Raw genomic sequence first — 26,806 nt, forward strand, 5'->3', positions numbered from 1 at the left:
GTGCTGGTGCGGTTATTGTGTTGGTGGGATGCTGCGACTGTCGTGCTGATGCGATTGTTGCGGGGGCTCTGTGGAGACTATGGGGCTGTGAGGTAGATAGAACTTGCTGCGCTGGCGGGCAGACCGGCAGGAATACGAAAAGCCTGCATTTCTGCAGGCTTTTTACGCACTAGACGCCCCTTTGAGCAAAATTCCTGCAAAAGTGCAGGCTTTTCCCTAAATTTCGGTGAAATCAGGAGAAATCCGTTAAAAAACCTGCAAAAATGCAGGAATTCGTGATTTCAGGCCCATTTCGGGCGTAAAAGCCTGCACTTTTGCAGGCTTTTGCGAAACCTGAGTTTGGCGGCAAACTCTAACGAAACTGTGTATCGCTATTCGCAACAAAAAGCGCCTCTGAAAATTGCAACGAAACAGGGTATCGCTATTGGTTGACATAAGTGTTCAAAGGGCCTGATTACTCCAAAATAGCGCTATGGTGTTTCGTTAGATTTGAATTGGTGTTGTTTGGGAGCAAATAGCGTTATGGTGTTTCGTTAGAAATAGGACCGCACAGTTGGGTGCAGTTGGGCTCACTACGACGAACCCCTTAAGGGGTTCCCATCCCAAAGGACGCAAAAAAAGCTCTCCGCACGGCTTGGAGTGCCTTTTGACTACCGACCCAGTCGGGGTACTCGCACTTCCGTGCGAGACTCCGTTCGCCCCCCATTTGCTGATGCATTTGGGCTCACTGCGACGAACCCCTAAGGGGTTCTTATCCCAAGGGACAAAAAAAGCTCTACCATATGGCGAGCTTTTTGACTACGTCCCAGAAGGGATTCGAACCCCTGACCGACGGCTTAGAAGGCCGTTGCTCTATCCAGCTGAGCTACTGGGACATGAAAAAGAATGCGATATTAATTATATCGCATCTGGCTTATTTTTCAAGAGGTTTTATTTAACGTTAATTTACATATTGTGGATCACAGCAACGCGGCAAAGACAACTGCGATCAATTCTCATACCCGACACGCTGCAGAAGCTGCCTCGTCTCCTCGGTGCCAAGTCGGTAAATCTCCCGGTACAAGCCGTCAAGTACGCTCTGATAGCTGTGGTTAACCACATCCTCCGGGCTATCTGGCCAAGGGAAAGTGTATGCGAGGAAGGTGCTCTCTTCCTTCTCACCGAGCTGCTGCAGCTTATACCTGATCGAATCGGCTTCCTCCGGAGTCGCACGTATCACCCATTCATAAGAAGTGGCCTCTGGATCATCGAGCACTGAACGTCCCTGAACGGACACATAAAACATCTTCCTGTCCATCTTTCCGCTCCCTTCAAGCTTGGTCATCTATTTTAGTCATAGTTTTCCGTAGAGGACAGACATTTTATGCCCCTTTCCGGCATAATTTGTTATTACTTTTCGCCCGGTTGCTACGGGGACGGAAGCCATCATAGAGAGGAGACACCACAAATGTGCGGAATTGCCGGCTTTATCGAATGGAACCGGGATTTGACTCTGGAGTCGAACCTGGTCTTGTCCATGACATCCTGCCTCGAATCCAGAGGACCGGATGCTGAAGGTACCTGGATTTCCGGTCCCTGCGCCTTCGGCCATCGCCGACTGAGCGTCATGGACCCGGAGAACGGGGCTCAGCCGATGGTCATTCAGGAGGAAGAAGCTACCTTTACAATCGTGTATAACGGAGAGATTTATAACGCCCCGGAATTAAAGGAGGAATTACAGCAGCGGGGGCGCCGATTCAGGACAAACTGCGACACCGAGGTTCTGCTTCAGGCCTATATTGAATGGGGGCCGGATGCGGTACAACGGCTGAATGGGATATTCGCCTTCGCGATATGGGATAGCGTGCGGGAGCATGTCTTCCTGGCTCGGGATCGGCTAGGCGTCAAGCCTCTTTTCTATAGTGAAGCCGGGGAGACATTTATTTTTGGCTCCGAACCTAAAGCGTTGCTCCAGCATCCCAAGGTAGAAGCGGCCGTTGGCCCCGAGGGGCTGGCTGAAATTTTCGTAATCGGCCCTGCCAGAACCCCCGGACACGGGGTCTATCGCAACATCAAGGAGCTTCTGCCCGGACAGGTTATGCTCTTCAGTCGCAACGGACTGCGCCGCTTTTCCTATTGGAAGCTGGAGGCCCAGGAGCATGAGCACAGTGTAGATGAAACCGCCGCCCATATTCGTGCATTACTACAGGATACGATGGACCGCCAGCTCATTTCCGATGTTCCCATCTGCACTCTGCTGTCAGGAGGACTTGACTCCAGCGCTCTGACCGCCCTCGCGGTCGATTATTATCGTAGGACCGGCCAAGGCCGGATGCATACTTATTCAGTCGATTATGAGGACAATGACCAATACTTCCAAGCCCATAGCTTTCAGCCCGGGGCGGATGCCCCCTATATCCAACGCATGGTCGATGGGTTCGGTACCGAACATCACTGGATTACCTTCAATACTTCAGAACTCGTCGACGCTTTGACAGACTCGACTCTGGCTCGCGATCTGCCAGGTATGGCAGATGTCGATGCTTCATTGCTGTTATTCTGCAGAGAGATCAAACAGAATGCGACCGTCGCCATTTCTGGTGAAGCCGCCGATGAGGTCTTCGGAGGCTATCCCTGGTTCCACCGCAAGGAATTGCTGGAATCCGGCACCTTCCCCTGGTCAGTAGCGACCGATCTGCGATCCAGTCTGTTATCGCCCGAGATCAGAGACTGGATTCGCCCAGAGCAATATGTCGCCGACAGATACAGCCAAGCCGTAGCGGAAGTTCCTCATCTAAACGGTGAGGATGAACAACAAGCCCGCATGAGATTGATGTCCTATCTTAACATTACCCGCTTCATGCCGACTCTGCTGGACCGCAAGGACCGCATGAGCATGGGTGCTGGGCTAGAGGTCCGAGTTCCCTTCTGTGACCATCGGCTCGTTCAATACGTCTGGAATATCCCTTGGGAGATCAAGACGGTCGGGGGACGAGAGAAGGGCATTCTGCGCAAAGCGCTGGAAGGTAGCCTGCCTGAGGACGTACTTTACCGCAAAAAAAGCCCCTATCCGAAAACCCATCATCCCGACTATCTAGCCAAAGTGAAGGAGCAGATGCTCCATATTCTCGATGATCCTGCTTCACCGATCCTGCCGCTGATTGACGCAGATAAAATACGCTCGATCGCCGCCTCGCCGGAAGCTTCCACTAATCTGCCCTGGTTCGGCCAGTTAATGTCAGGGCCACAGCTTTTCGCCTATCTCACGCAGGTTAACTTTTGGCTATCGCACTACCGTATTTCCATTCACTAATCCAAAAGAGATCGCCCCCCGATTCAGGTCGATAACCTGGCCGGACGGGGCGATCTCTTTTATAAACTATGTTAATTCGATAATTCCAGGGCGCGAAGCATTCTCATCACCGTAACCGCCATCTGCGCCTTAGTCACATTTGTTCTTGGAGATAGAGAAGTATCTGAGACTCCCTTCATAATATGATGTTCTACCATCAGAGCCATTGAGCTCTGTGCATATGCAGCGATTTCCGCACTATCTTGATATTTATCCAGTAATGTCAGACTTGCCGTATTCTCCTTGCCGATGAATTTCATCGCATTAGCTAGCATGATCGCCAGCTCTTGACGGGTAATTGCCGCGTCTGGATCGAACCGGTCCGCGGATTTGCCTTGCACCAATCCTGCCTGCTTCGCCGCCTGGATTTCCTCAGCAAATGGAGAATCAGGACTAACATCGCTATAAGGAGCCGTGCTACTCTCCTGCGAAATAATTCCCAAGCCTCTGACGATCATTGCGATGACCTCGGCTCGTGTAATATGGCGCTTGGCCCCGAACTGATCAGAGGAATCGCCGGAAGTAATCATCTTCGTAACGACCGCTGAAATATCGGCAGCCGCCCAGTCGAGAGCAGCATCCTTGAAGATACCACTTCCATTTTCGAGTAATACGAAGATTCCGTTAGCATTCAGCTTCAGTTCACCAGTTATAATCCCTTCACCCTTCGCGAACAAGACTGGTACAGAATGCAGGTGATCCTTGCCCGGTATATACGCCGCGCCTGTAATCGAGTTCATATTTACACCCTCGGCCTTGAACTTCACCTTGCCGCTCACATAAATATTACCGAAGGACACAGGCTCCGCTGTCTTCCCGTCTGCGGATAATTTCTCTAGCTTGAGCTTGAACGGTTCCCCATAAGTCTTCCTGCCAGCCAGCAATCCTTGCATAGCCTCTACCGCCGCCGAATCAGCCGAACCTAATGACAGCTTGAGCGCCGCATCCGCAGGAAATACCGACACAGGTAGTACATACTCCATACCATGGATCACTACAGTCAATCCCGCATGGTCAATTTGGGATAGAGCCGCAATCACCTCTTGCGGAAGAAGGATTTCCGCCTGCTTCACCCCATCCTCAATGGCAATTCTGAAGGAATCGGTGCCAGCATTCTTAATGGATTTCACCGTCTCTGCAGCAGGCAGGGTAACGACCGCTTTGTCCCCTTCCTTAGCTACCTTCACCGGCAACAGCCCTTTATCCTTGGATTCAGGTGGAGTTGAAGTTGTACCCGAACCAGAGCTGGAGCTTGGTGGAGTTGACGGCCCAGTCGAATCCGACGACGTCGTAGCATTCAATGCTCCCGAGGCCACGGACACTCTGTTGATCTTATCCCCCTCCCGGTCTACTGCCAGAACATGAAGTTTATAATTGGTGGCAGGTGTCAATGACGACACCGTATAGCTGGTGGTATCGGTGGAACCCGCGAATTGGTCGTCTATATAAACCTCATAGACCTTGGCTCCTTCTACGGCAGCCCATTTCACTTGTACCGAGCTCGCTGTGATTGAATTCGTCGTAAGCAGCTTCGGCGCGGCTAATTCCTGCTCATTCACCCGGCCGTCGATCGGCAGCGCCTCGTTCAACACCGTAACCAGCTTATTATCGCGATCCCCGCTAATATCCCAGTTCATCGTTCCGGCGATATCCAGCGTTTTTACCAGGGAAGCCGTATACGCCATAGTATTCTCATCGTTAAAAGTAATGAAGACTTGTTTATCCGGATTGTACACATACGCCACCTTGGCCGCATCATTCCAATAACGCTTATACCCTTCCTTATTCACGTAATTGCGATCCAGATCGAAATAATCGAATAGTCCGGTCTCATAGGTACCAAAGGAGGTCGTCGTTGTCGTACAGATCTGGTACTCTCCATTGGCTGGACAGCCTTCCCAACCCTTTCCGTAAAAAGGCACACCCGCAACCAGCTTGTAATTAGGAACGCCTCCGTTCAGATGGCCCAGAAGCGCACCTCTTACATTATTTCTCGGGGCACTTTTAGGGGCGCTTTTGGCAGGTAAATTCTTGTCATAGTACAGTGGCGAATTATGGTTTGCTAAGGTCTGCCAGCTGCCGCTGAAGTCATAGGTCATGATATTAATGAAATCGAGATAAGCCACAGAATTGGCAAAATCAGCGTTCTCAATGAAGCTTTCCGCTTGTCCCGATGCCATCGACAGAAGATAATACTTCCCATCCTCTGACCCTGCCGCATCCAGCGCATCTCTGATCGCCGACATCATCAGCGTGAAATTCTGCTTATCCTCCGGCCTTCTGGAGTTCGATTCATCTCCCCCCTCAACCGGGTACTCCCAGTCGATATCAATGCCGTCAAATTGATACTCGCGCAGGAATTTTACGATCGAATTAGCAAAAACGCGCCGAGTAATCTCATCTGCAGCCATATTGGAGAAATTCTTCGACCAGGACCAACCGCCAACAGAAGCCATGAGCTTCAAGTGCGGATGAGCCGAACGAATCGCCCTGAATTTAGCAAAATTATCTAAATCGACCTCGTTATCACCGATGATAATCTCACCATCGTAGACGTAATCTTGTTGCAGGGGAATATCCTCGTTCTGGCATGCATTTGGCCTGGAGCCAAACTTCTTCCAGCAAATATCAGCAAATGCATAATTGATATGGCTGCTCTTCGATACATCTACATCCTCGGGATAAAACTCCCGTCCATACACCGACCACGCGGTATAATAGCTAACCAGTGTATAATCGGCACCTGGTACAGCTGATACAACCTGGCTCAGTGGTGACTCCCATAGACTGTTCTTGGCCATGACGGTGAAGGAATATGTCTTGCCTTCCTCCAGCCCACTCGCGACATAGCGGTTATTCTCGCTACTGCCGAGATAGGTACCGTCCATGTAAATATCATACGCCGTAGCTCCTGATACTGGCGCCCATCCGAGTGAGACGGTCTGCCTCGTCGCTGTAATGACCTGCAGAGCCTGCGGCGCTTCCAGTGCTCCCCACGATATTGTCACTGCATTACTAGGAGCAGACGGCGGAACTCCCTGATTCTGAGCCCCGACCCGGAAAGTAAGCTTGGTTCCCACCTCAATCGAGTCGCTTACTGAATAAGTAGCAGTCGTCGCGCTGTTCTCCCAGGTACCCATGATCCAGTTATCGTTAACATATAGATCATATCCTGTTGCCTTAGGGCTTGAACCCCAGGACAGAGTTATGTCCTGATCGGTGATATCGGTGATTCGCAAATAGCTCGGCGGGGTTAATGGCGGGTCCTTATATTCGCTCGTATCGGCAGTGGTGGTGAACTCTAAAATATTGCTCTTATAATCATGCGAAGGTCGATCTTTATTCCAAGTAATATATACTCGATAGGTTGTCTCCGGCTCTAAACCACCAACAGATCTGCTCCAGAGATTTCCCCAATTAAGCCAACCTCCTGTATCAGCATCCCAAATATCGATGTCATTATCATCATCCTCAATAAAATCCCAGGCTAACTTAACACTGTTATGCGTCACTTCCTCATACCGAAGATTCGTAGGTCCCGTTTTCACCTCGGCATCTTCTTCGCTGTTTATTTCTTCTTGGGGATCAGCCTCCTCTGTTTTAGTCTCAATACTCTCTGTTTCTTTGCTGTCTATCGATTCGGGTGGTTCTTGCTCTATCGGCTCTACGGGTTGAGTTATTTCAAGCGGTTGATCTGCAGGTTCTGTCTCTGCGGCATAGATTTGCGAGGAATCCAGCAATGGGCCAAAGGCTAGGAGGAAAGTTAGAACAATGATTGTGGCCCGGAAAAACTTTTTACGAAAAAAAACGCGCATTTAGTCACCCCTCTATAAACTTAAATTTCCATATTCTATTTCAAAATCAAGTTTGTTGAAAGCGGTTACCTAAAACGGTATATAAATGCTGTCTCCCTCCTTTATCGCTGGACGTCAGATTCACTAGTTCACTTTCTTGTAGTGACATCTCCCCTTTTTATCATGAAATGGTCTCTAGGGTTATCGGTTTCTTGGGAGTTACATTAAATCATGCGACCTCTCGAGAAAGAACGGAAGGGATAATTTTATATTATTCAGGGATAAAAACTTACAATAATGAGGGACCATAACACAAAAAAGGCTTGACCCGAAAGGAGATTTCCTCACGAGTCAAGCCTTGTCTGCTCCAAGCTTCTATTGACGATCACGCTGCTCCAGCTTCTCGGCCAAGAGACGAAGCGCAGCCCCACGGTGACTAATCGCCTGCTTCTCCTCAATGCTCAATTCCGCCATCGTCTTCTCATACTCCGGCAGATAGAACAGAGGATCATAACCGAAGCCACCTGCCCCCGCAGGGTCTGCAGTAATCCAGCCACCCACGGAGCCCTCAGCTTCGATAAACTGTCCGGTGGCCGGATCATACAGTGCCAAATGGCATACGAATCTCGCCGTGCTCAGCAGCGGCTGGTCGGTGTCCTCCCCTTGCTGTATGCGCTCCAGCGCTTTCAACAGCTTCTCATTGTTAGCTTCATCCGATGCGTCCTCCCCGGCATAACGGGCCGAGTAGACTCCCGGAGCTCCATCCAGCTGATCCACACAGAGCCCGGAATCATCGGCAAGCACGGGCTGACCGAGACGATCACCCACTTCTTTAGCCTTCTTGCGCGCATTATCAGCAAAGGTCTCTCCGTCTTCGATCACTTCCGGTACATCGGGAAAGTCATACATGCTCTTCACCGGCTTGTTCAGAAATCCAAGCGCATGGGCGAACTCACGAACCTTGCCCTGGTTCCGGGTCGCTACTATAATCACATTACCGTCCAACCCCACTATGCCTGTCCTCCTGTCTGATCCGCACTGATTTTGAGAGCAATCGCCCCTAACGCCTCTTGCTGCTGTGATATCATCTCATGAATGCCTTGCTCTGCAAGCTCGAGCATACGGTCAAGCTCCTGACGCGAGAACGGGTTCTCCTCCCCGGTTCCCTGCACTTCTACGAACTGACCTTGCCCTGTCATCACCACATTCATATCGACCTTGGCCTTGGAATCCTCTTCATATTCGAGATCAAGCACGATATTCTCCCCGACAATGCCTACACTGACAGCAGCCAGGAAATCCTTAATCGGAAATGTAGGCAGATTATGCTTCTGAACCAGCTTGTTAACAGCGAATGCCATCGCCACAAATGCGCCGGTAATCGACGCTGTGCGCGTCCCGCCATCAGCTTGAATCACGTCGCAGTCAACCGTAATAGAGCGTTCTCCAAGCGCATGAAGGTCGACGACCGAACGCAATGAACGGCCGATCAGCCTCTGGATCTCCATCGTTCTGCCGCTAAGCTTGCCGCGGGCCGATTCACGCTGATTACGGGATTGTGTCGCCCGAGGTAGCATGGAATATTCCGCAGTAATCCAGCCTTTTCCCTGTCCCTTCATAAACATCGGAACCTTCTCGTCAACGGTTGCCGTGCATATAACTTTGGTATCCCCAACCTCAATATACACAGAGCCTTCTGCATATTTATTTATATTTACGGTCAATTTCATCGGCCGCCGTTCATTTACTTCACGTCCGTTAGGTCTCATTATAATTGCCTCCTACATTTATCATGCTGTCTGTTCGCTTCCCTATTCTACCAAAATGTAAAGATAAAAGCATCTTTTCGCTTCATTTGTGGGAAAGAAACTTCCTTTTCCAGACCATTCTTTACCATAGCCTAATCTTCCTGTAATTATCCAAAATAGGCAGGGAATCCGTTCAAGCAGACTCCTGTAAAAATAAAGGAGGGACACGATTTGCGCCCTCCTAAGCTTAAATTTATAACGGAATGTCGTTGATCCCTTGCGGGCGCATCACAGGCTGTCCATAGTTCTGATTGTCCGTTCCGAGCACATCCTTCTCTCCATTTAGCCAGATACGCACCTTATCCTGCGCGGCATTCTCCGATATGGTCAGCACCAGCGACTGCATCATTTGAGCGGGCAGTTTCTCCCCCGGCTCGAACATATCATCCTTGATGGATACCGTAACTACCCCGTTGTCAGAGCGCTCTACTCCATCGAGAAGCGTATTCTGGGTAAGCACATTCTCCAGCCCGTCTCCCTTAATAGGCCCCTTGATCATCTCATCAATCGCAGCGGCCACAAGATCGCTCCCATAGGGGACGAAGCGAGTCACCGGTACGAAATACGCGGTCCCTTCCTCCGTAGCCGCCGAGAAGAAGATCGTTACCGGGCTCGATTGAGATAGATTCGTCTCCCGGTCAAGCTGCAGATTGATACCTAATGAACGGTTTAGAGGTCTGTCCAGCGGCATCCCGGCTACAGGCATTTCATTCAGCTTGGCCCCGTCCATCCATAGCTGTACATTCTGGATTTCAGGATTATCGACCAAGGTCCAGGTGAGCGCCTCAGCAATTTTCCGTTCATCGGCTGCCGAGTAATTGCTGAATTCCTTGTTGAATTCCACGACCGCCAGCTTCTCATCGGGCTTCAAAGTCACGGCCTTCACTTCTGTGCCCTTGGGGAGCACTCCTTTGAATTCTGCTGGGATCAGCTTGGCATAGGCGCCTTCGCTTACCAACGCCTCCAACGCGGCCATCGTCTTCGCTGTCGCGTCCCCTTGCGGCAAGTGCAGGGATACGGGAGCAAGCAAGCCATGAGCATTCTGCAAATATACGGTCGAGACTTCAGCTCCAACGGCCAGGCTTGTCTGATCGACAGAGCCTGTACTCTGCATCATCTGCGCTTCGATATCTGCGGGCGGCGGATCAATCTGTTTCGAGGGGCTTGTACCAAACAGGCTGCATCCTGATAATACGAGCGGCAAGGCCAACATACTAGCCATGGCCGAATTTCGAATCTGGCGGTTCCATTTCATAACCTGGGTTCCTCCCTAACAATTTTCTACGCTTTGTATTACTATATATACGAGCCCCTTTTTGAAAAATAACTATATTATTTTTGCGGGAAGAGGAAATACTGCATCATGCCATCATGATGGAACTATTAAGGAGTAGAGGTGACGGTACATGGATCAACCAAAAGAAAAAACGCCTTATAGTCTGAACAGTAAGAAAGTTGCCGATGCGACCAAGTCCTGGTTACATAAACGCGGCGTAACCGTTGAAGAAATCGCAGAGCTGGTTATGTTTCTCCAGCAGAAATACTATCCGAACCTGACGATGGAGGAATGTGTACATAATGTCGAACAGGTGCTGACGAAGAGAGAGGTGCAAAATGCGGTGCTTACCGGGATCCAGCTGGATATCCTGGCGGAGCAAGGCGCGCTGATTCCCGAACTGCAGGACATGATCTCCCATGACGAAGGGCTGTATGGTGTAGATGAAATTCTGGCCTTCTCGATTGTGAATGTCTATGGCAGCATCGGCTTCACCAATTATGGTTATGTAGACAAGCTAAAGCCAGGTGTGCTGGAACGATTGAACGACAAGTCGCTCGGACCTATCAACACCTTCCTGGACGATATCGTCGGTGCTATCGCCGCCTCGGCCAGCAGTCGGATCGCCCATCGCAAGCAGGCGGAACGAGAGCTTGACAATGGCGGGGAATTTGACGAAGAGGATCTTAACTAATCTTAATTAAAACGGATAACAATAAGAGGCTGCTTGTGAAATCGACAAGATTTCACAGGCAACCTCTTTATTTTTGGACAAATAACGCCGTCTCCCCTTCAGCAGGAATCTGTACAGCATAACCGCGCCGCTCTAGCTCCACCAGATGTGCTAACGCCTCTGACATGGCAAATCGCATCTGATGAATACCTAGTCCGGTTCCGAACAGGCCTGTACAAACCGCAAAGCCACTCAACGGCTGCTTCGCCAGCATCGCTGCAATGACCTCCAGGCGCTCCTCATGATGCTTCAGCAGCATGGAGATCCGCTCAGCAAAATGCGAGAACGGCCGTCTATGGCCAGGAAATGCAAGCGCCACTTCATATTGCTCCAACCTGCGAAGCGAGTTCATGAAGGACTCCAGCGGCTGCGGATCGCTTCCCGGCATCAGACTCACATTCGGCGAGATCTGCGGCAGAACGGCATCCCCGCATAGCATTAGCCCCCGTCGCTCATCATAAAAAGATAAATGGCCCGGCGCATGCCCGGCAGTCTCTATCGCCCGCCAGCTCTGCCCGCCCATCCTAATCTGATCTCCTTCATGGATATATGAAACCTCAGCAGTCGGATTCACCTGCGGCATGAAGCTCTCCATATGCGCCGGAAGCTGCGCTGTCCAGTCAGCCGGCATGCCATGCTCCCTATACAGCTTCAACAGATCTTCATTCATCGTGCTCGCTGCTCCCCACATCCGCAGCGTCTCTTCATGCGCACGGTGCGACATGTAGACTGGCGCTCCGCTCCACTGCTGCAAATACCCGGCCAGCCCGTAGTGATCCGGATGATGGTGAGTGATAATGATCGAGCTCACATCCTTCGGGTCAAGCTTCAGCTCCCGCATAAATTCGCGCCACTCTGCCTCCGTGGCTGCCGTATGCGGTCCGGGATCGATGATCGTAATTCCTTCTTCGCCGCGCAGCACATAGCTGTTCACATAACGCAGCGGGGGCGCCATCGATACAGGAACGCGGGTAAGCCCGTATTCCTCCCATGCCTCTATTTGTGAATTCATTCCGCAATCGCTCCTACCATAATCATCCGCGGTGATGTAAGTGGATCGAAGGAATCCTCGTCATAGCTTCCATGGACCTTCTCTAGCACTAAGCCTGCCTCCGCCAGCATCGCAGCGAACTGCTCCTGAGAGTACAGCTTGATCCGCTCCAGATAATGCCTTGGTTCAGCTGCTGAACCTGCGGCTTGCGTCTGATCGATAATCTCAATTCTTTTTTTCACATAGCCGTCCTCGATAATACGCCGCTCTTTGATCAGCTGCCCCTCATCCAAACGCTCGGATTCCGGCACCAGATGCGCCTTCGTATACTCCGGATTCAAGAAATCTATAATGAATTGTCCGCCCGGCTTCAGCATTCTGCGCACTTGCTTCAGCACCTTGATGTGCTCGGCATCCTGTTCGAAGTAGCCAAATGAGGTGAACAGATTCACCACCGCATCAAACCCACCAGACAGCGGCAAATTTCTCATATCTGCCTGCAACCAGGTGATCCGCTGCTCGGGATCATTGCTTCTTGCTTCACGCAGCAACACCTCGGACAGGTCAACACCCGTCACCTCATACCCCGCCTCTTCTAGTGCCATCGCATGCCGGCCCATCCCGCAGCAGAGATCGAGCACTTTGGCTCCCGCCGGAAGCCCCAGCCAGGAGATCATTTTATGTACTTCATGCTTCGCCCCCTGAAAATCACGATGCTTATATACGAGCAAATAGTCCTCTCCGAAGCTCTGTTCATACCATTCTGCCATTACCCTCTTCCCCTCTCTAAGCAGCTCCATCCAAGCTAAAGCATTCATTTTCCCTTCATTGTACCGAATCTCCTCTCGAACTCAAAGCGGCAAATTGAATTATCCGAGTAAATAACGATATAACTGCAAAAAAAGAAAGGAGCATACAATGATGCCCCTCCCCTTCTAGTTCAATATTTTATTTTGCAGCAGCCGTATCATTCGCCTTTGCCGTTGTGTCCCCCTGATCCGTTAGCTTATTCGTAATTTTTGCCTTGCTGCGTACTTCTTCTAACCAGGTGGAGAATATTTTCGAGATTTCCTGTGAGACAAGCCCTTTGCGGATTTCATCCTTCTTCTCTTCCAGGGTCGCTTGATGGGCTTCTTTATGCTCAGTCAGCTTGATAACCTGATAGCCCTCTTCGGTCTTGATCGGAGCGCTAACCTCATCCTTCTTCAGTTTGAAGGCCACTTCCTCAATGGCCTCTTCTTTAGTTCCTTTACTGAATAAACCGGTATCACCGCCGCTTTCCTTCGTGGCTGTATCGAGAGATTTAGTCTTGGCCAGCTCAGCGAAATCCGCTCCGTCCTTCAGTTGCTTAACAATCTCCTTCGCCTCATCCTCCGTACCTACGAGAATATTAGATAGACGAACTTGCTCCGGTGTATCAAAGACTGTTTTATATTGTTCAAAAATTTCCTTAATCTGCTCATCCGTCACAGTAACCTTCGATTCAAGCAGCTTAGTCAATTTCAATTGCATATCAATCTGCTCTTTTAACTGATCCAATGCGATGCCGGAAGACTCCAGCGCCTGAGTGAACGCTTCCTCCGTGTCGTAGCCCTCTTTGTATTCCGCGATTTCATTATCAATATCAGCAGCAGTAATATTAATATTCGCTTTCTTCGCTTCCTGATTGACAAGCTCACGGTTAATCAAGTTATCGAGCGCAGTCTCGCCGCCACCGGAAGAAGCTAATTCCTCAAGCAATGTATCCTTCGAGATCTCAACTCCATTCACGGTAGCTACAGCCTCCGCTTTATTGCTGGCAAAAGGCGGTTTAATCAGCACAATAACGAGCAGGACTGCGAGCACCAGCGATACGATCGGCCAAACCTTGGAACCTGACTTGCTTGCACCCTCCGGCTCTTGAGATGAAGTCCAGCTAGGATGCTCCACCCGATCATCTGGTTCTGCAATCGCCCCTTCTTCTTCTCCAGCCGTAACGGCTTCCGTCGAGCTCTCGTCTTGCGTATCTTGTATATTTGTCTGATTCTTCTCCAGAGCCTCTGCCAGAGCATCAGCCTCAGTTGAATTCTCATTATCCTTCTCGGGAACAGCTTGTCCGGTCAAATCCTCGTGACCGTTCTTCGGTTCGCCTTGCGGCTCCCCCTGATTCCCAGTCCCTTTCAGATCCTTCTCTTTGTCTTCCATTCAGCCTGTGACTCCCTTCTTAAATTCCATCTCTTATTTGTAAACCATTTCACTTCTATGACTTTAACAGATTTGTCTGAGTATAACCTTAAAGAATCATAAAAAAAAATATTTGGATGGTTTTTTGTGTAAAATCAACACTATAGGAAGGTACATTTCTGTTCTTGCGCAAAAAGTAGTAAAATGAAAAGGAAAATATGTTCGGGAGGAACTGTCAAAATGGATTATCAAAATTATTTCCAAAATAACCGCCAGACTCATCTGAATGAACTGACGGAACTGTTAAAGATTCCTAGCATCTCGGCTCTGTCCGAGCATAAAGGCGATGTACAAAAGGCGGCCGAGTGGATTGCCGAAGCTATGCGTAGCGCCGGGATGGAGAACGTAGAGGTTAACCCTACAGCTGGACATCCTATCGTATATGGCGAATATTTGCATGCCCCTGGGAAACCAACCGTACTCGTATACGGACACTATGACGTACAACCAATTGATCCGCTGAATCTGTGGGATACGCCACCATTCGAGCCTTCGATTCGTGACGGCAAGCTCTATGCCCGTGGCGCTACAGACGACAAAGGACAAATGTTCCTACATATCAAGGCTGTGGAAGCCATCCTGAAGCAAGAGAAGCAGCTCCCTGTGAATATCAAATTCTGCATCGAAGGGGAAGAAGAAGTGGGCAGCCCGAATCTGCCGATCTTCCTGGATAAGAATCAGGATAAGCTGGCAGCGGATGTCGTCGTCATCTCCGATACTTCACTGCTTGCCCCTGGCAGACCGGCGATCTGCACCGGACTTCGCGGCCTCTGCTCTCTGGAAGTCAGCGTGCATACCGCGAATACTGACCTGCACTCCGGTACATTCGGCGGCGGGGTTCCTAATGCCTTGCATGCCTTGGTTGCCTTGCTCGCTTCATTGCATGACGACAAAGGGCGCGTAGCTGTGGATGGCTTCTACAAAGGCACGCCTGAGCTATCTGCTGAATTGAGAGAAGAAATCGCCAAGAGCAGTCAGGATGAGAGCAAGCTGGCAGCAAGCCTTGGACTGGATACACTCTATGGCGAAGAAGGCTACAGCTTCACAGAGCGGACAGGTGTACGGCCAACCCTGGAATTGAATGGCGTCTATGGCGGTTTCCAAGGAGAAGGCAGCAAGACGGTTATTCCGAAGGAAGCTCATGCCAAGATTACCTGCCGTCTGGTGGGCGAGCAAGATCCGCAGGATATTCTCGATAAAATCGAAGCTCATCTGCAGCAACGCGTCCAACCAGGTGCCAAGCTGGTCGTGAAGCAAATGGAGAAGGCGCATGCCTTCAACATTGATCCGGATATCCCACTGCTGCAGAAGGCTGCTGACGCTTACTCGAAAGTATATGGAACTCGCGCCCTGTTCACCAAGGATGGCGGCTCGATTCCAATCGTAGAGACGTTATCCCGTGTTCTCGAAGCACCAGCCGTCATGATGGGCTTCGGTCTCCCAGACGAGAACCTGCATGCTCCAAACGAGCATTTCAATCTCGATAACTTCGACAAAGGTCTGTTGACCATCGTTGAATATCTCAAATCCCTGTAGTATGGGGGAATGAAAAAATAAAAGGCTATCCTCTATCATCCACAGATGAACAGAAGGATAGTCTTTTATGCTACAATAAAGATACTATAAACAAGCGAGGTGAAGCCGATGAAATGGGCAGAAATTACTGAATTACACCCTTGTCGTTTTGTATTGGTGGAAGCAATCAAAGCATACTCTAATAACCAAATACGTCAATTGGAGGATATGGCGGTTATTCAGAATTACGACAATCCTCAAGAAGCTTGGGATGGCTATAAACATTTGCATAAGCTGCACCCGACACGTGAACTTTATGTATTTCATACCAGCCGAAATGATGTAGAAGTTGTTGAAGAATTTTTCTCAGGGGTTCGGCAACGTGCATGAAGATACATCTACAAAAAGGATTGCCGATTGTCTCTATGAACTTATCCTGCAACAATCAATCGATTCTTTTGCCTAACCTCCTCTTTGATACTGGCTGTGCCGCAACCGTATTTGACACCGACGCGCTCGCCCAATTAGATATTCCATTGACTTCATAAACGGCAAAGCAAAACGAATGTATGGAGTAGGGGGAAGAAGTGAAATTTGTTATGAACAAATCATCCCTAAACTTCAATTTGAACATTTTGTTTTGAATGATTTTCCTATACAACTCGGATCTATACAAGAGTCTTATGGATTTGACGGAATAATCGGCATTGATTTCATGATTAGAACGAAATGCAAAGTAGATTTCCATATCATGGAAATTAATTTGTTAATCTGATGCCAACGCATTTTCACAAAGACAAGCCATTATCTCCACTTCTTTAGTCCAAACAAAAAACCTCCTCTTTCCAGATAAGCTATTGGAAAAAGAAGGTCCATGTTCTCTGCGCCCTTGGTAAAACCGTCAGATTTTTAGCTCCCCAAGCTTGATCAGCTCAACAACCGCCTGCGCGCGACCCTTGACATTCAATTTTTGCATCACGTTGGAAATATGGTTCCGGACGGTTTTCTCGCTGATGAATAATTGGCCGGCAATGTCGCGGGTCGTTTTATCCTGTACGAGGAGTTCGAAAACTTCCCGTTCACGATGAGTTAACAGAAATTTGCTGTTACGATCGCTACTCTTCAAAATGCGTCACCCCTCCTTGCTCGGGTTTTGTGGTTTACAAGGTTAAGGGATACAGTCAAGACATTTTATGAAGAGATCAGACTATTGGTGCCGTACATCAGCAAAATAGGCGCTAAATGCATGGTTCGCGGGCTTATTAAGACTTCACCCAATAAAAAACCGTCCCCGGATATCACTCCCAGGACGGTTTCCTATTTCATGTAAAGCTTAAGTGAACTTTCAAGCCGGGGCCTCATGAGATTGTCCCATATTGGCCAGCTTCTCTGTTACCTGAAGCAACACATCAAGTTGATGAGAGCTAAGCTCCTGGAGGTAGCTCTTGAGCACTTCCCTGGATTTCTTCCCTGCCTCCTCGAATACTTCCGCCCCTTCCTCCGTCACCGACAGAAGCACCGATCTGCGATCCTGCTCATCATGACGGCGCTGAACATAGCCATTCTGAACCAGGCGATCGACCATAACCGTGATGGCACTAGGCTTTACTTCCAGCGCATCAGCCAGATAGCTCACATTGCATGAATCTGTTCGGGCTATCAGAGCGAGCATATGGAACTGCGGGCCGGTTAAGCCAAGATCCCGATGCTGCATAATTTCGCTCTGCATTTTGCGGAAGGTCTTGGACCAGGAGGTCATTAGCCGCTCTACATATTCATCATCAAGATTCGAATTCAATATTATCCCCCTCTTCGAACCGTAATGCCTGATTCAAGTGTATTATGGCGACGTCGAAAACACAAGGAAACTGTCATATTTCCCGGCTCGATGTGCGTTTATTACTTGATTTTCACAGTGAAATCAACTATGATGAAGTCGAAATAATTTTCATACATTTAATAATAATCATAAAAATAATTTTCATCAAAAATTCACCATAAAAGAAGGTGATTCCGTTGCTCACCCCCATCTTGCATGCGCTCTCCAGCAACCTAGACCATTTACCTCCCCAAGAGCGCAGGCTTGGAGAATACATTTTGCAGGCCCCTTCCTCCGTGATTCATCTGGGGATTACCGAGCTGGCTCTGGCTTGTAGCATCAGCCCGTCAACCGTAACCCGATTTTGCAAAACCTTTCATTTCAAGGGCTTTCCCGATTTCAAAATGAAGCTCGCTGGTGAATTAGGCCAGAAAACGGAGGTAAATCAATATCAGGACCTGAAAGCAGGTACTGATCTGCATGAAATTGTCAAAGCTATTGAGGCCAATCATGTCGCTTCCATTACCGACACAACGAGACTGCTCGATATGAATGAGCTTGAGCAGGCGGTTCGAATCCTGTGCAAAGCCGGGCGTATTGATCTCTACGGGGTGGCAACCTCAGCGATGATCGCCCAGGATTTCTACCAGAAATTAATCCGTATCGGCAAGAATTGTACGGCCTTCTCAGATTCGCATATGCAGATCACTTCCGCATCAACACTGGGGGAGGACGATGTCGCGCTGGCTATCTCCTACTCTGGAGAAACCCCGGAGACGATCGACGCGCTTCGATGCGCCAAGGATAGCGGTGCTATCACGATCTCACTGACGCAGTATGGCAACAATCAACTCGCTTCTCTTGCTGATATAACCCTATTCTCTTCTTCACTTGAGAAAGGTATGCGCCGTGGCGATATGGCGTCACGCATCGCACAACTTCACGTGATCGATATTCTGTTCACAGGCATGGTCAGCATGGAATTTGAAGATTTCATACCTAAGCTGGAGAATTCTTACCAGAATGTTCAAACCTACAGAAAACGACAAGGAGGTTATTAATTATGATAAACATTATTAAAGTTAACAATGAGCAGCAATTTAACGAGACAGGTGCAGGTATCATTGCCAGCCTGCTACAGACCAACCCACGAGCCAAGCTGGGTCTGGCCACCGGTAGCACACCAGTCGGGGTGTACAAGAGATTAATCGAGCTGTACAACGAAGGTGTACTTAGCTTCAAGCTGGCAAGCAGCTACAATCTGGATGAATACATCGGGTTGCCTGCGGATCATTCTGAGAGCTACAGACGCTTCATGAACGAGAAGCTGTTCAACCATATTGATATGCCGCTGGAGAACACACATGTTCCTTCCGGCAGTTCCAACGAGGCTCAACAAGCGGCCGATACCTACAATCATCTGCTGGATGAAGTGGGACAGCTTGATCTTCAATTGCTCGGACTTGGGCATAATGGGCATATCGGCTTCAACGAGCCAGACGAAGAACTGCAAGCTCAGACGCATATCGTCACGTTGGATGAACGCACACGCCAGGCGAATGCCCGCTTCTTCAACTCCATTGATGAAGTGCCGACGCATGCGATCACTATGGGGATCGGTTCAATCCTGAAGGCAAAACAAATCCTGTTAATGGCCAAGGGCAAAGACAAGGCTGAAATCGTAGCCAAAGCGCTCAAAGGGCCGATCACTACCCAATGTCCAGCTTCCTTCTTGCAGACTCATCCGAATGTCGTTGTAATTTTAGACCAAGAAGCAGGGAGTCTTGTATAATGTGCAATTATAATTTTCAAATCACTCATGCCAAGGTTGTAACCCCTAAAGGCATCATCGCTAATGGAGCGGTCACCATACAGGATGGAGTCATCACTTATGTCGGAACAGCAGACGGCGTACCTCCTGAAGCAGCACAGCTAGAAACCGTCGATGCTGCGGGCAAATATATTTTGCCTGGATTTATCGATGTCCATGTACATGGCGGCATGCTGGAGGATTTCTCCAAACCGAGCAAGGCGGGCTTTGATGCCATCACCAAGCTTCATGCCAGTCAGGGAACAACTCTCATGTTAGCTACGACAATGACCATGCCGAAGGATGTACTCGATGGAGTCTTGGCTGAAGTCAATAACTACATGCACAGTGATATGCCGTATGCTCAGCTCGGCGGTGTCCATCTGGAAGGACCGTTCATCAGTCCCAAATGGCCTGGCGCCCAGAACCCGACTCATATCGTTCCTCCGAACAAGGATTGGATAGAGCAATGGGAAGAGCAGTATCCCGGCCTGATCAAGCAAGTCACCTTCGCACCGGAACGCGAGGGCTCCCATGATTTGATCCGTTACCTTCGTAAGAAGGGAATTGCTGCGGCTGCGGGACATACTGACGCTACCTATGAAGAGATTATGTCTGCTCAGGCGGTCGGACTGAACCATTCCGTGCATATGTTCAATGCGATGACTCCACTGCATCATCGTAAACCGGGCACAGCAGGAGCGATTCTAAGTACTCCGGCGATCAGCGCGGAGATTATCGCCGATGGTATTCACGTGCATAAAGCGGCGATCAAATTGCTGGCCAGCGTGAAGACAGACCATAATCTACTGTTGATCACGGACGCGATGTCAGCCGCTGGACTCGGCAACGGCGATTACATGCTCGGCGATCTTCCTGTAGTCGTTAAGGATAATGTATGTACGTTGAAGGAAAGCGAAGGAACGCTTGCCGGCAGCACGCTTACGATGATCCGCGGCTTCCGTTACCTTGTACAGGAGGTTGGCCTTTCAATCGAGCGAGCTTCCGAAGCAGCGAGTGTCAACCCGGCCAAATTACTGCGCATGAGCCATATCACCGGCTCCATTGAGACAGGTAAGCAAGCCGACCTACTTATGATAGACAACGATCTTGAATTACAGCAGGTCTGGATTAAAGGACGTAAATTCGAGGAATAACAATAACTTCTATAAAAATATACAGAGGCTCCTTTGTTGATAAAGGGAGCCTCCTTTTTTTCGTTCAAAAGAGATACTTAGCGATGCATATTCGTGCGGTATCCATCTGTAGTTGTATTATTCACTCCACTCGGTGTATACCCGCTTGGCCCCGTCATTGTGCCCGTCCGCCCAGGGAAGATACGCTCCACGATCCGTTCGAAATTGCTAATAGATCCGTTAAGCGAAGCTCCGTCACGGGATTGGGTCGTATATCCACCTGCCTCCGTTACAAAATCCGGATCGGAGGAGATATAGACATTCTGGATATGCGGTGCGGTCTTCTTGATTTTCTGCGTAATCTCATCCTTCACATGCTGCGGAACATGATCCCTTACAGTTCCAGTGTTATTATTCGTGTTCGTGCTGAACGGACTCATGGAACGATTCATGGTTCCTCCACGGGTTCCCCCCATATTGGTATTATAAGTTCCATAGGTCCCGTTAAGCCCATTCGTGTTGACCCCATGCAATCCATTGGTGCCATAAGTCCCGTTCATCCCGTAGGCACCGGTTCCTCCTCTTGTACCATTAGTAATCCCATTCATGCCTGTTCCCCGAGTACGAGAAATTCCTGTAGAGTTTAAAGGGTTCCCCAGTCCCTTTGCTGAAATCCCGGAGCTACGATTCACCCCATTGTTGTCATGCAAAGTCAAGGCTACATACGCATCTCGATCTGATACTAATACGTGCGCGGTCCGCACATCGGCAAGCCCGGAAATTTTATTGCTCAGAATCGGACTGGATTTCAAAGAATGAATGCGTTGTGTTGTTCCATGGCCAGCACTGCGCGTGAACATCCGGTTTCCAGGTTTCACGGAATTTACATCATAGCGATGCTCGGTCTGACGTAAACTTTGGGTCCGGACATTATTGTTCTTCGTCGTTGTACCGCATCCCGTAATACTGACCATACCTGCGATAAGAGCAGCAGAGAGCGATAAGCTGATGATTTTGTGTCCTCGCATGTAGTCATCCCCTATCTCAATAATTTTTATTATGAACAGGACTTAGGATGCGCCTATCGTGAATACGAAATTCAGGTAAAACTTAACCGCACTGTCTATGCTTGGCGCCAAAGCCTCCGCCTCCACATACGATACATATTATGCGGATTTTAAGGGAGGATAAAGACTTGAAGAGAGTAGTCATAACGGGCGGAGCCGGCTTTATCGGCTCTCATCTGGTGAAGCGATTCATTGAGCGGCAGGATGAAGTCCATGTTATAGATAATTTAAGCACAGGAAGCAAGGAACGCTTGCATCCGGAAGCGAAGCTGCATGTGCTCGATATCCGCTCTGCCGAGGCCAGGGAGCGGATCACCGAGATCCAGCCTTCATTGATGGTGCATCTAGCGGCGCAGGCCGATGTACAGCGTTCTGTTCTGGACCCTGCCTTCGATCTGGATGTCAATGTAGGTGGAACCTTAAACATGCTATTTGCCTGCCGGGAAGCTAAGGTTGGCAAGCTGATATTCACCTCCACCTCAGGAGTTTATGGGGAGACTGACCAGGAATTGCTGCTCGAATCCGCCCCGGTCAAGCCGATTTCCTTCTACGGGTTGTCCAAGCTGACGGCAGAGTATTATATAGCCCTATTCAACAGCTTATTCGGTCTGCCCTATACCATATTGCGTCTTGCTAATGTGTATGGACCGGAGCAAACCGCTAAAGGAGAAGGCGGTGTCATCGCCATATTTATGGATAAGTTAAAACAAGGGCTCCCGCTTACCGTGAACGGGGATGGAGAGCAGACCCGGGATTTTATTTATGTGGAGGATGTCGTAAGCGCGATTATCTCCGCTGGCAGCGATGAATTGCGGGATGTGATCCATGCCAGTACGGCCAAGCGGACGTCTCTGAATGATCTGATCAAGCTGCTGGGCCAACTCCATCCAGAGCCCATTCAAGTGACTCATCGCGCAGCCAAACCAGGAGATATCCGGCATAGCTGCTTGTCCAATTCCAGAGCCTCTCAGTTGCTGCATTGGCAGCCCTCCCATACATTGCTTCAAGGCTTGGAAGAGACCTACCGCTATGTGATGTCATCGCCCCCCTTCAATCCACCTGTTACCGAAAAATAATACAAATAAGCCGACCCTACTAGCCATGGGCCGGCTTAACAATACTAAATTGAATAAGTCAGATAATAGGGTCCTGTCATAACCGCTCTGGATTCCTCGGAGCGCACGCTCAAATAGTAGCTATGATGGTCCTTCGTTGCCGCTTCCGAATAGGTGTCAATCATCAGGCACTTCTCATAGCAGGCCTCTTGTGTCCAGTAGATAATCGGGCCCTTCGGCGTATCCCTGCTAACGACGATCTCCATCTCTCCCGTATCCCAATGGATCGGCTTCTCCCAACCAATTTCAAGCTTGAGCTGAATCTGCTGTCCGGGAACCACCCTGGCGATATCTATGGATGTCAGAGCCACTTCTCTCGGTCCGACGATAAAAGGCTCAAAGGTTCCTCTCGCAGCCCCTTGCTTCATCTATATCCCCCCATTCAAATACTGTGCAGCATATGGATGAAATTGTTACAGTATTGCTCAATTCCAAACTCAGTCCGGATATGGTGATACGCAGAATCCCTGATATATTCCCTTCTCGCATGATTCTCGATCAAATCCCTGGCCTCGATGATCGCCTGGCCGATATCGCCCAAGGCGTAACTCTTCCCCGTTACATTATGAATAATGGAGGTAGCTACCCCATCTGAATCTGTAGCCAGCACAGGACATCTACAGCTCATCGCTTCCAGAAGAGATTGCGGCGCTCCTTCCACCTTGGAGGTGGAGATCAGAAAGCCGCCGGATTCGCCCACCGTAGAGAAATAATATTTCATATCGGAATTGGGCACATTCGAGAGCAACCGGATCCGACTATGCAGATTCAAATAACTCGCGATCTGCATGAACTGCTCACGTTCCGACGGAATTGATAAGTTGATATCTTCGAACATCAGAAGCTCAAGATCCGGATAATAATGGCTTAGCTGATGGCCAATCACGAGGAATTCCCGCCAGTTTTTATTGTCCTCCATCCTTCCTACCCAAGCGATAATCGGATGCTGTGGACTATAGACAGGCTGATATGTGAAATGATCGGAATCGAAGCAATTGTTGAAATTAAAATGCGGAATATAGGGATACAATTCATTGAATAGAGCAGCAATATGCGGTGTTCTCGGATTTAGTAGCGCCGAGGCATGCGTATTTACGATAGGTATCGCTTCGGTCAACTTCTGGCGGGCGACCTCCTTCGGCCCATATCCTTGAATTTCCAGGATGAACTTTCCATAATAGCCCAGATTGCGAAATCTCTCAAAGCATTTATGATCCGTCGTTACAATAATCGTCTGATAATTTCCCCGATCAAGAATTTGCTTAGTTTCATAATCGTCCTCTGTAATATAGATGGGAAAATCAGAAGGGTTCTGCATCCCGGCACCCCAATTATAGTACAGACAATCCGCTTGAATTCCGTAACGGCGCAATGCCTGACAACGCTGCCGATTGATCGAATCCATTCCACCGCTCGGTACGAAAAATACAAACAGTACGTTCAGTGCGCCCACCTCCACCAGCTAATTAATTCTGACGGCCTCTTCCTGAGTGAATATAGCCACAGGCTGGCCGCCGTTCCAGGCTCTCATCGTTACAGCTGTAGTGTCATACTTATTAATATTCGTCACCATTATTAATTGAAATGGCAAGAACTGCGTCGTAATGCGCGGAATAATCACACTAACGCCCTGGGCCAAATGATAGAGCCCGCGATACAATAAACCGCTTGGCGTATAGACCGTAACAAGCATCTCGAATCCTTCGCCGCCCAGATTGCACAGCTCCAGATCAAAGGCTTGAATATAACGTGAATCCACCGCACCATGATCTACCGAATTTAATCGCAGAATGGACATGACTAGGCCTCCAAGAATCTAATAATTTCTATTATCGTATGCTTGCTGAAGCAATTTGCACAGGCTATCCATCTATCTCCCCCACCTATTTCTCTAGTCTTCATACATTGGTCCAAGCAATGATCCGAATGAAGCATCTAATAGATTATAGAAAATACTAGGAGGCTTCCAGCCATGCTATTTCATGAATTAAAAGGGAAATATCAGGCCGTCTTCAGCTTAGGGAACAATTGTCTTCCTGCCATTCAGCTGGAAAGAAACGGATTGCGCCCCTATTCTGGACCTCTCGACTGGCTAGCTTTTAAGCAAATAGCCGACCTGAACCGGATGCTGCTGAACCGTTTTGAAGGATTTATGGATTACAACCACTTGAGAGTCGAATCCAGAGTAAGTGAACGCCTGTTCCTGGTAGAAGACAATTATTATCACCTATACTTCAATCACGATTTCTTCACTCATAACAACACGGAAACCCAACTGCTCGCTTACCCGGAAGTCAAAGCAAAGTACGATCGTAGAGTGAACCGTTTTCTGGAGAAAATATCAACTAGTAAACTCATTCTGTTCGTTCATACGGGCAGCACACTTGAGGAGATTCGTACCCTGGACTCCGTATTATCGCAAATTGTCGTTCATGATTATCGTCTACTGCTAGTTAACCACGCTGCTGTTCCAGGGATTGTTGACAGCCACTCGCCTCTGGACAAGGTATGCTCTCTGCTCATTCCAGATGGAGAAGTATGGAACGGGAATAATCGGCATTGGTCGCGAATTTTCAAAGGAATCCGTATAGAAGAATAGGCCGGGAAGAGCCAATGGGTCCAAACTGTGCCAGCCATCGAACCCATTGGCTAAATCATGTCTTATAGCTTAGGATCACCGGGGCGCAGGGATAGAACCGTGTTGTCGGGCAGCTGGTAATCCCGCGGTAACAGTGCAAATAGCCGATTCCATATTACATAATCCACCTCTACCTCCGGATTGGAGGATTGTACGGTGAAGATCCGATTATACAAATCCGAGGCGACCATAAAGCGATTGCTCATCACATCACCCCCCCTAGCAGTATTAATGGTATTGATTTAGAGCTGTACGGTATACCTCCAGCAGCCGATCAATCATCAGATCCATCGACCAGTGGGAGGTAGCCCATTCCTTGGTAAGCTGGGACATGCTCCGGCGGAACGGTTCGTTCTCCAGCAGGAAGCGCAAATGCTCCGACAAAATGAAGGGGTCCTTGACTGGATGAATCAATCCCGTCTTACCGTGCTCCACCATTTCAGGCAATCCCCCGGCGGTAGAGACGCATACCGGAACTCCTGCCAATTGGGCCTCCATCACTGAGAAGGGCTGATTATCTTGAATACAGGAATGTACGAAAATATCGGACAGATTCAGCAATGCAGGCACATCATCCCGCTCACCCAGGAACAGGCAATCCTCTTGTAGCGACAGTCCTCGTACCTGATTCTCCAGTTCCTCTCTTTTATCACCGGCTCCGACAATCCAGCACACCCAATCATTACGATAATTCTTCAGAATACCTAACGCTGAAATCAGAATATCGATGCCCTTAACAAAGGATAAGCGCGCCGGACAGATAATCACTTTCTTGCCGGGGGGCTTCCTAAGATCCGTGCCCAGACTAGCCTTGTGAGAGAAGGCCTGTGCATCGATTCCATACTGAATCACCTGAATATTCGGATTGGACACCTGGAGCTCATTCATTAACGAGTTTCTCATCCACTGGTTTGCCGTAATCAGCGGCGTTCCGGCCATAGCGCCATAGTGCTCAATCGATTCGAAATATTTCCAGGGTGGATCATTCTCCATAATCCCAATTTGAGGATTCAGCTGAAAGAATCGCTTCAATTCACCAGACACCGAGCCATGAACATGCGCAATTAATGGTTTATTACGGGGTTTCACCCGATGCAGTGCTCTTGCTGCAAAAATATCCTGGGTATCGATGATGTCATATTGATGGAGGCCAAAAAAAGCCGCAGCGAGCTCTAATAAGTAACGATCCATCTCATAGTGGGCAATTAACGGGGCTGAGAACAAGGCAGGCGCCGTATTCGCATTCAACTTGGCATCGAGCATCGGGCGAAGCAAATCCTTCGAGATTTCCCACCCGCGGTTAATCACATGAAATTTGGAGTAATCCGGGCTGTTCCCCAACAGATCCACTTCATGGCCTCTAGCTTCGAGCGACTCCTTGATCTGGGTCATATATTTCCACACTCCGCCCACATGCGGAATTAACCAGTAAGTGGCCAGCAATATTCTCATATTCTCTCCTTCCCAGACGAAGATCCGTTCACGAGCCGGATATCTCCTCTACAACAACGTCATAGTACAATATATTGACATCATGGACAGCAAGACAC

Annotated in this window: 25 protein-coding genes and 1 tRNA gene; 9 read left to right on the forward strand and 17 right to left on the reverse strand. The window is 49.1% G+C overall.

Features of this window, described 5'->3' with window-relative positions; genetic code table 11:
- Window positions 1-801: 801 nt before the first annotated feature.
- Window positions 802-875 (reverse strand) — tRNA-Arg (locus BFJ94_RS14350).
- Window positions 876-988: 113 nt separating this feature from the next.
- Window positions 989-1,297, reverse strand: coding sequence for a hypothetical protein (locus tag BFJ94_RS14355; protein WP_120463281.1), 309 nt, complete (start codon window positions 1,295-1,297; stop codon window positions 989-991).
- Window positions 1,298-1,447: 150 nt separating this feature from the next.
- On the opposite strand from BFJ94_RS14355, the gene asnB reads away from it, so the two are divergent.
- Entirely contained in the window at window positions 1,448-3,292 is a 1,845-nt protein-coding gene (gene asnB, locus BFJ94_RS14360) for an asparagine synthase (glutamine-hydrolyzing) (RefSeq protein WP_120463282.1), read from the forward strand.
- Window positions 3,293-3,363: 71 nt separating this feature from the next.
- On the opposite strand, the gene BFJ94_RS14365 is transcribed toward asnB, so the two are convergent.
- From BFJ94_RS14365 to BFJ94_RS14380, 4 genes are all read right to left on the reverse strand, one after another.
- Window positions 3,364-7,146 (reverse strand): glycosyl hydrolase family 18 protein, encoded by a 3,783-nt coding sequence (locus tag BFJ94_RS14365; protein WP_120463283.1) that lies wholly within the window; start codon window positions 7,144-7,146, stop codon window positions 3,364-3,366.
- 354 nt (window positions 7,147-7,500) lie between these two features.
- Entirely contained in the window at window positions 7,501-8,136 is a 636-nt protein-coding gene (locus BFJ94_RS14370) for an XTP/dITP diphosphatase (protein WP_120463284.1), read from the reverse strand.
- On the reverse strand, window positions 8,136-8,894 hold the full coding sequence (gene rph / locus BFJ94_RS14375) for a ribonuclease PH (RefSeq protein ID WP_120463285.1): 759 nt from the start codon (window positions 8,892-8,894) through the stop codon (window positions 8,136-8,138). The genes BFJ94_RS14370 and rph overlap by 1 nt, the downstream gene beginning before the upstream one ends.
- Before the next feature lie 232 nt (window positions 8,895-9,126).
- Window positions 9,127-10,188 (reverse strand): GerMN domain-containing protein, encoded by a 1,062-nt coding sequence (locus tag BFJ94_RS14380; protein ID WP_120463286.1) that lies wholly within the window; start codon window positions 10,186-10,188, stop codon window positions 9,127-9,129.
- A gap of 151 nt (window positions 10,189-10,339) precedes the next feature.
- Here BFJ94_RS14380 and BFJ94_RS14385 point away from each other — a divergent pair, with 151 nt between their 5' ends.
- Window positions 10,340-10,903, forward strand: coding sequence for a phosphatidylglycerophosphatase A family protein (locus tag BFJ94_RS14385; RefSeq protein WP_120463287.1), 564 nt, complete (start codon window positions 10,340-10,342; stop codon window positions 10,901-10,903).
- Between the two features lie 67 nt (window positions 10,904-10,970).
- Here BFJ94_RS14385 and BFJ94_RS14390 read toward each other — a convergent pair whose 3' ends face one another.
- From BFJ94_RS14390 to BFJ94_RS14400, 3 genes are all read right to left on the reverse strand, one after another.
- Entirely contained in the window at window positions 10,971-11,954 is a 984-nt protein-coding gene (locus BFJ94_RS14390; protein ID WP_120463288.1) for an MBL fold metallo-hydrolase, read from the reverse strand.
- Entirely contained in the window at window positions 11,951-12,703 is a 753-nt protein-coding gene (locus tag BFJ94_RS14395) for a class I SAM-dependent methyltransferase (RefSeq protein WP_120465243.1), read from the reverse strand. The genes BFJ94_RS14390 and BFJ94_RS14395 overlap by 4 nt, the downstream gene beginning before the upstream one ends.
- Window positions 12,704-12,881: 178 nt before the next feature.
- Window positions 12,882-14,117 carry a peptidylprolyl isomerase gene (locus BFJ94_RS14400; RefSeq protein WP_120463289.1) on the reverse strand — a complete coding sequence of 412 codons (1,236 nt, stop codon included), beginning with the start codon at window positions 14,115-14,117 and terminating at the stop codon, window positions 12,882-12,884.
- Between the two features lie 219 nt (window positions 14,118-14,336).
- On the opposite strand from BFJ94_RS14400, the gene BFJ94_RS14405 reads away from it, so the two are divergent.
- Window positions 14,337-15,692 (forward strand): dipeptidase, encoded by a 1,356-nt coding sequence (locus BFJ94_RS14405; RefSeq protein ID WP_120463290.1) that lies wholly within the window; start codon window positions 14,337-14,339, stop codon window positions 15,690-15,692.
- Between the two features lie 108 nt (window positions 15,693-15,800).
- Complete coding sequence (locus BFJ94_RS14410; protein WP_120463291.1) at window positions 15,801-16,061, forward strand: hypothetical protein; 261 nt, start codon at window positions 15,801-15,803, stop codon at window positions 16,059-16,061.
- Between the two features lie 511 nt (window positions 16,062-16,572).
- On the opposite strand, the gene BFJ94_RS14420 is transcribed toward BFJ94_RS14410, so the two are convergent.
- The gene (locus BFJ94_RS14420; protein WP_009225122.1) at window positions 16,573-16,797 is read right to left on the reverse strand and encodes a helix-turn-helix domain-containing protein; all 225 of its coding nucleotides are present in this window, start codon (window positions 16,795-16,797) and stop codon (window positions 16,573-16,575) included.
- 219 nt (window positions 16,798-17,016) lie between these two features.
- Entirely contained in the window at window positions 17,017-17,469 is a 453-nt protein-coding gene (locus BFJ94_RS14425) for a MarR family winged helix-turn-helix transcriptional regulator (RefSeq protein ID WP_229716833.1), read from the reverse strand.
- A 212-nt stretch (window positions 17,470-17,681) separates the two neighbouring features.
- Here BFJ94_RS14425 and BFJ94_RS14430 point away from each other — a divergent pair, with 212 nt between their 5' ends.
- From BFJ94_RS14430 to nagA, 3 genes are read left to right on the forward strand one after another with little or no spacing between them, the layout of a single operon-like run.
- Window positions 17,682-18,551: a MurR/RpiR family transcriptional regulator gene (locus tag BFJ94_RS14430; protein WP_120465245.1), complete on the forward strand. Its 870-nt coding sequence runs from the start codon at window positions 17,682-17,684 to the stop codon at window positions 18,549-18,551.
- Between the two features lie 5 nt (window positions 18,552-18,556).
- The gene (gene nagB / locus BFJ94_RS14435) at window positions 18,557-19,282 is read left to right on the forward strand and encodes a glucosamine-6-phosphate deaminase (protein ID WP_438803674.1); all 726 of its coding nucleotides are present in this window, start codon (window positions 18,557-18,559) and stop codon (window positions 19,280-19,282) included.
- The gene (nagA, locus tag BFJ94_RS14440; protein ID WP_120463293.1) at window positions 19,282-20,457 is read left to right on the forward strand and encodes an N-acetylglucosamine-6-phosphate deacetylase; all 1,176 of its coding nucleotides are present in this window, start codon (window positions 19,282-19,284) and stop codon (window positions 20,455-20,457) included. The genes nagB and nagA overlap by 1 nt, the downstream gene beginning before the upstream one ends.
- Before the next feature lie 77 nt (window positions 20,458-20,534).
- Here nagA and BFJ94_RS14445 read toward each other — a convergent pair whose 3' ends face one another.
- A complete protein-coding gene (locus tag BFJ94_RS14445) occupies window positions 20,535-21,464 on the reverse strand; it encodes a YhcN/YlaJ family sporulation lipoprotein (protein ID WP_120463294.1) in 930 nt (309 codons plus the stop codon).
- 167 nt (window positions 21,465-21,631) lie between these two features.
- On the opposite strand from BFJ94_RS14445, the gene BFJ94_RS14450 reads away from it, so the two are divergent.
- Complete coding sequence (locus BFJ94_RS14450; protein WP_229716834.1) at window positions 21,632-22,579, forward strand: NAD-dependent epimerase/dehydratase family protein; 948 nt, start codon at window positions 21,632-21,634, stop codon at window positions 22,577-22,579.
- A gap of 44 nt (window positions 22,580-22,623) precedes the next feature.
- On the opposite strand, the gene BFJ94_RS14455 is transcribed toward BFJ94_RS14450, so the two are convergent.
- The 3 genes from BFJ94_RS14455 to BFJ94_RS14465 are packed head-to-tail and all read right to left on the reverse strand — an operon-like array spanning window position 22,624 to window position 24,416.
- Window positions 22,624-22,986 carry a hypothetical protein gene (locus BFJ94_RS14455; protein ID WP_120463296.1) on the reverse strand — a complete coding sequence of 121 codons (363 nt, stop codon included), beginning with the start codon at window positions 22,984-22,986 and terminating at the stop codon, window positions 22,624-22,626.
- 14 nt (window positions 22,987-23,000) lie between these two features.
- Window positions 23,001-24,071, reverse strand: coding sequence for a glycosyltransferase family 4 protein (locus BFJ94_RS14460; protein WP_338044297.1), 1,071 nt, complete (start codon window positions 24,069-24,071; stop codon window positions 23,001-23,003).
- 9 nt (window positions 24,072-24,080) lie between these two features.
- Window positions 24,081-24,416 (reverse strand): hypothetical protein, encoded by a 336-nt coding sequence (locus BFJ94_RS14465; RefSeq protein ID WP_120463297.1) that lies wholly within the window; start codon window positions 24,414-24,416, stop codon window positions 24,081-24,083.
- A gap of 174 nt (window positions 24,417-24,590) precedes the next feature.
- Here BFJ94_RS14465 and BFJ94_RS14470 point away from each other — a divergent pair, with 174 nt between their 5' ends.
- A complete protein-coding gene (locus tag BFJ94_RS14470) occupies window positions 24,591-25,217 on the forward strand; it encodes a DUF1796 family putative cysteine peptidase (RefSeq protein WP_120463298.1) in 627 nt (208 codons plus the stop codon).
- A gap of 62 nt (window positions 25,218-25,279) precedes the next feature.
- On the opposite strand, the gene BFJ94_RS14475 is transcribed toward BFJ94_RS14470, so the two are convergent.
- Together BFJ94_RS14475 and BFJ94_RS14480 are read right to left on the reverse strand one after the other, a co-directional pair.
- On the reverse strand, window positions 25,280-25,462 hold the full coding sequence (locus BFJ94_RS14475; protein ID WP_120463299.1) for a hypothetical protein: 183 nt from the start codon (window positions 25,460-25,462) through the stop codon (window positions 25,280-25,282).
- Between the two features lie 22 nt (window positions 25,463-25,484).
- Window positions 25,485-26,708 carry a glycosyltransferase family 4 protein gene (locus BFJ94_RS14480; RefSeq protein WP_120463300.1) on the reverse strand — a complete coding sequence of 408 codons (1,224 nt, stop codon included), beginning with the start codon at window positions 26,706-26,708 and terminating at the stop codon, window positions 25,485-25,487.
- Between the last annotated feature and the right edge of the window lie 98 nt (window positions 26,709-26,806).

Source organism: Paenibacillus aceti (genome assembly GCF_003614185.1).
Taxonomy (GTDB): domain Bacteria; phylum Bacillota; class Bacilli; order Paenibacillales; family Paenibacillaceae; genus Fontibacillus; species Fontibacillus aceti.

Coding starts and splice junctions, on each gene's coding strand:
- BFJ94_RS14480 (WP_120463300.1), bottom strand. CDS start 26,708: ATGAGAATATTGCTGGCCACTTACTGGTTAATTCCGCATGTGGGCGGA.
- nagA (WP_120463293.1), top strand. CDS start 19,282: ATGTGCAATTATAATTTTCAAATCACTCATGCCAAGGTTGTAACCCCT.
- BFJ94_RS14400 (WP_120463289.1), bottom strand. CDS start 14,117: ATGGAAGACAAAGAGAAGGATCTGAAAGGGACTGGGAATCAGGGGGAG.
- BFJ94_RS14355 (WP_120463281.1), bottom strand. CDS start 1,297: ATGGACAGGAAGATGTTTTATGTGTCCGTTCAGGGACGTTCAGTGCTC.
- BFJ94_RS14465 (WP_120463297.1), bottom strand. CDS start 24,416: ATGTCCATTCTGCGATTAAATTCGGTAGATCATGGTGCGGTGGATTCA.
- BFJ94_RS14390 (WP_120463288.1), bottom strand. CDS start 11,954: ATGAATTCACAAATAGAGGCATGGGAGGAATACGGGCTTACCCGCGTT.
- BFJ94_RS14405 (WP_120463290.1), top strand. CDS start 14,337: ATGGATTATCAAAATTATTTCCAAAATAACCGCCAGACTCATCTGAAT.
- BFJ94_RS14365 (WP_120463283.1), bottom strand. CDS start 7,146: ATGCGCGTTTTTTTTCGTAAAAAGTTTTTCCGGGCCACAATCATTGTT.
- asnB (WP_120463282.1), top strand. CDS start 1,448: ATGTGCGGAATTGCCGGCTTTATCGAATGGAACCGGGATTTGACTCTG.
- BFJ94_RS14445 (WP_120463294.1), bottom strand. CDS start 21,464: ATGCGAGGACACAAAATCATCAGCTTATCGCTCTCTGCTGCTCTTATC.
- BFJ94_RS14385 (WP_120463287.1), top strand. CDS start 10,340: ATGGATCAACCAAAAGAAAAAACGCCTTATAGTCTGAACAGTAAGAAA.
- BFJ94_RS14470 (WP_120463298.1), top strand. CDS start 24,591: ATGCTATTTCATGAATTAAAAGGGAAATATCAGGCCGTCTTCAGCTTA.
- BFJ94_RS14410 (WP_120463291.1), top strand. CDS start 15,801: ATGAAATGGGCAGAAATTACTGAATTACACCCTTGTCGTTTTGTATTG.
- BFJ94_RS14395 (WP_120465243.1), bottom strand. CDS start 12,703: ATGGCAGAATGGTATGAACAGAGCTTCGGAGAGGACTATTTGCTCGTA.
- BFJ94_RS14380 (WP_120463286.1), bottom strand. CDS start 10,188: ATGAAATGGAACCGCCAGATTCGAAATTCGGCCATGGCTAGTATGTTG.
- BFJ94_RS14455 (WP_120463296.1), bottom strand. CDS start 22,986: ATGAAGCAAGGGGCTGCGAGAGGAACCTTTGAGCCTTTTATCGTCGGA.
- BFJ94_RS14475 (WP_120463299.1), bottom strand. CDS start 25,462: ATGAGCAATCGCTTTATGGTCGCCTCGGATTTGTATAATCGGATCTTC.
- rph (WP_120463285.1), bottom strand. CDS start 8,894: ATGAGACCTAACGGACGTGAAGTAAATGAACGGCGGCCGATGAAATTG.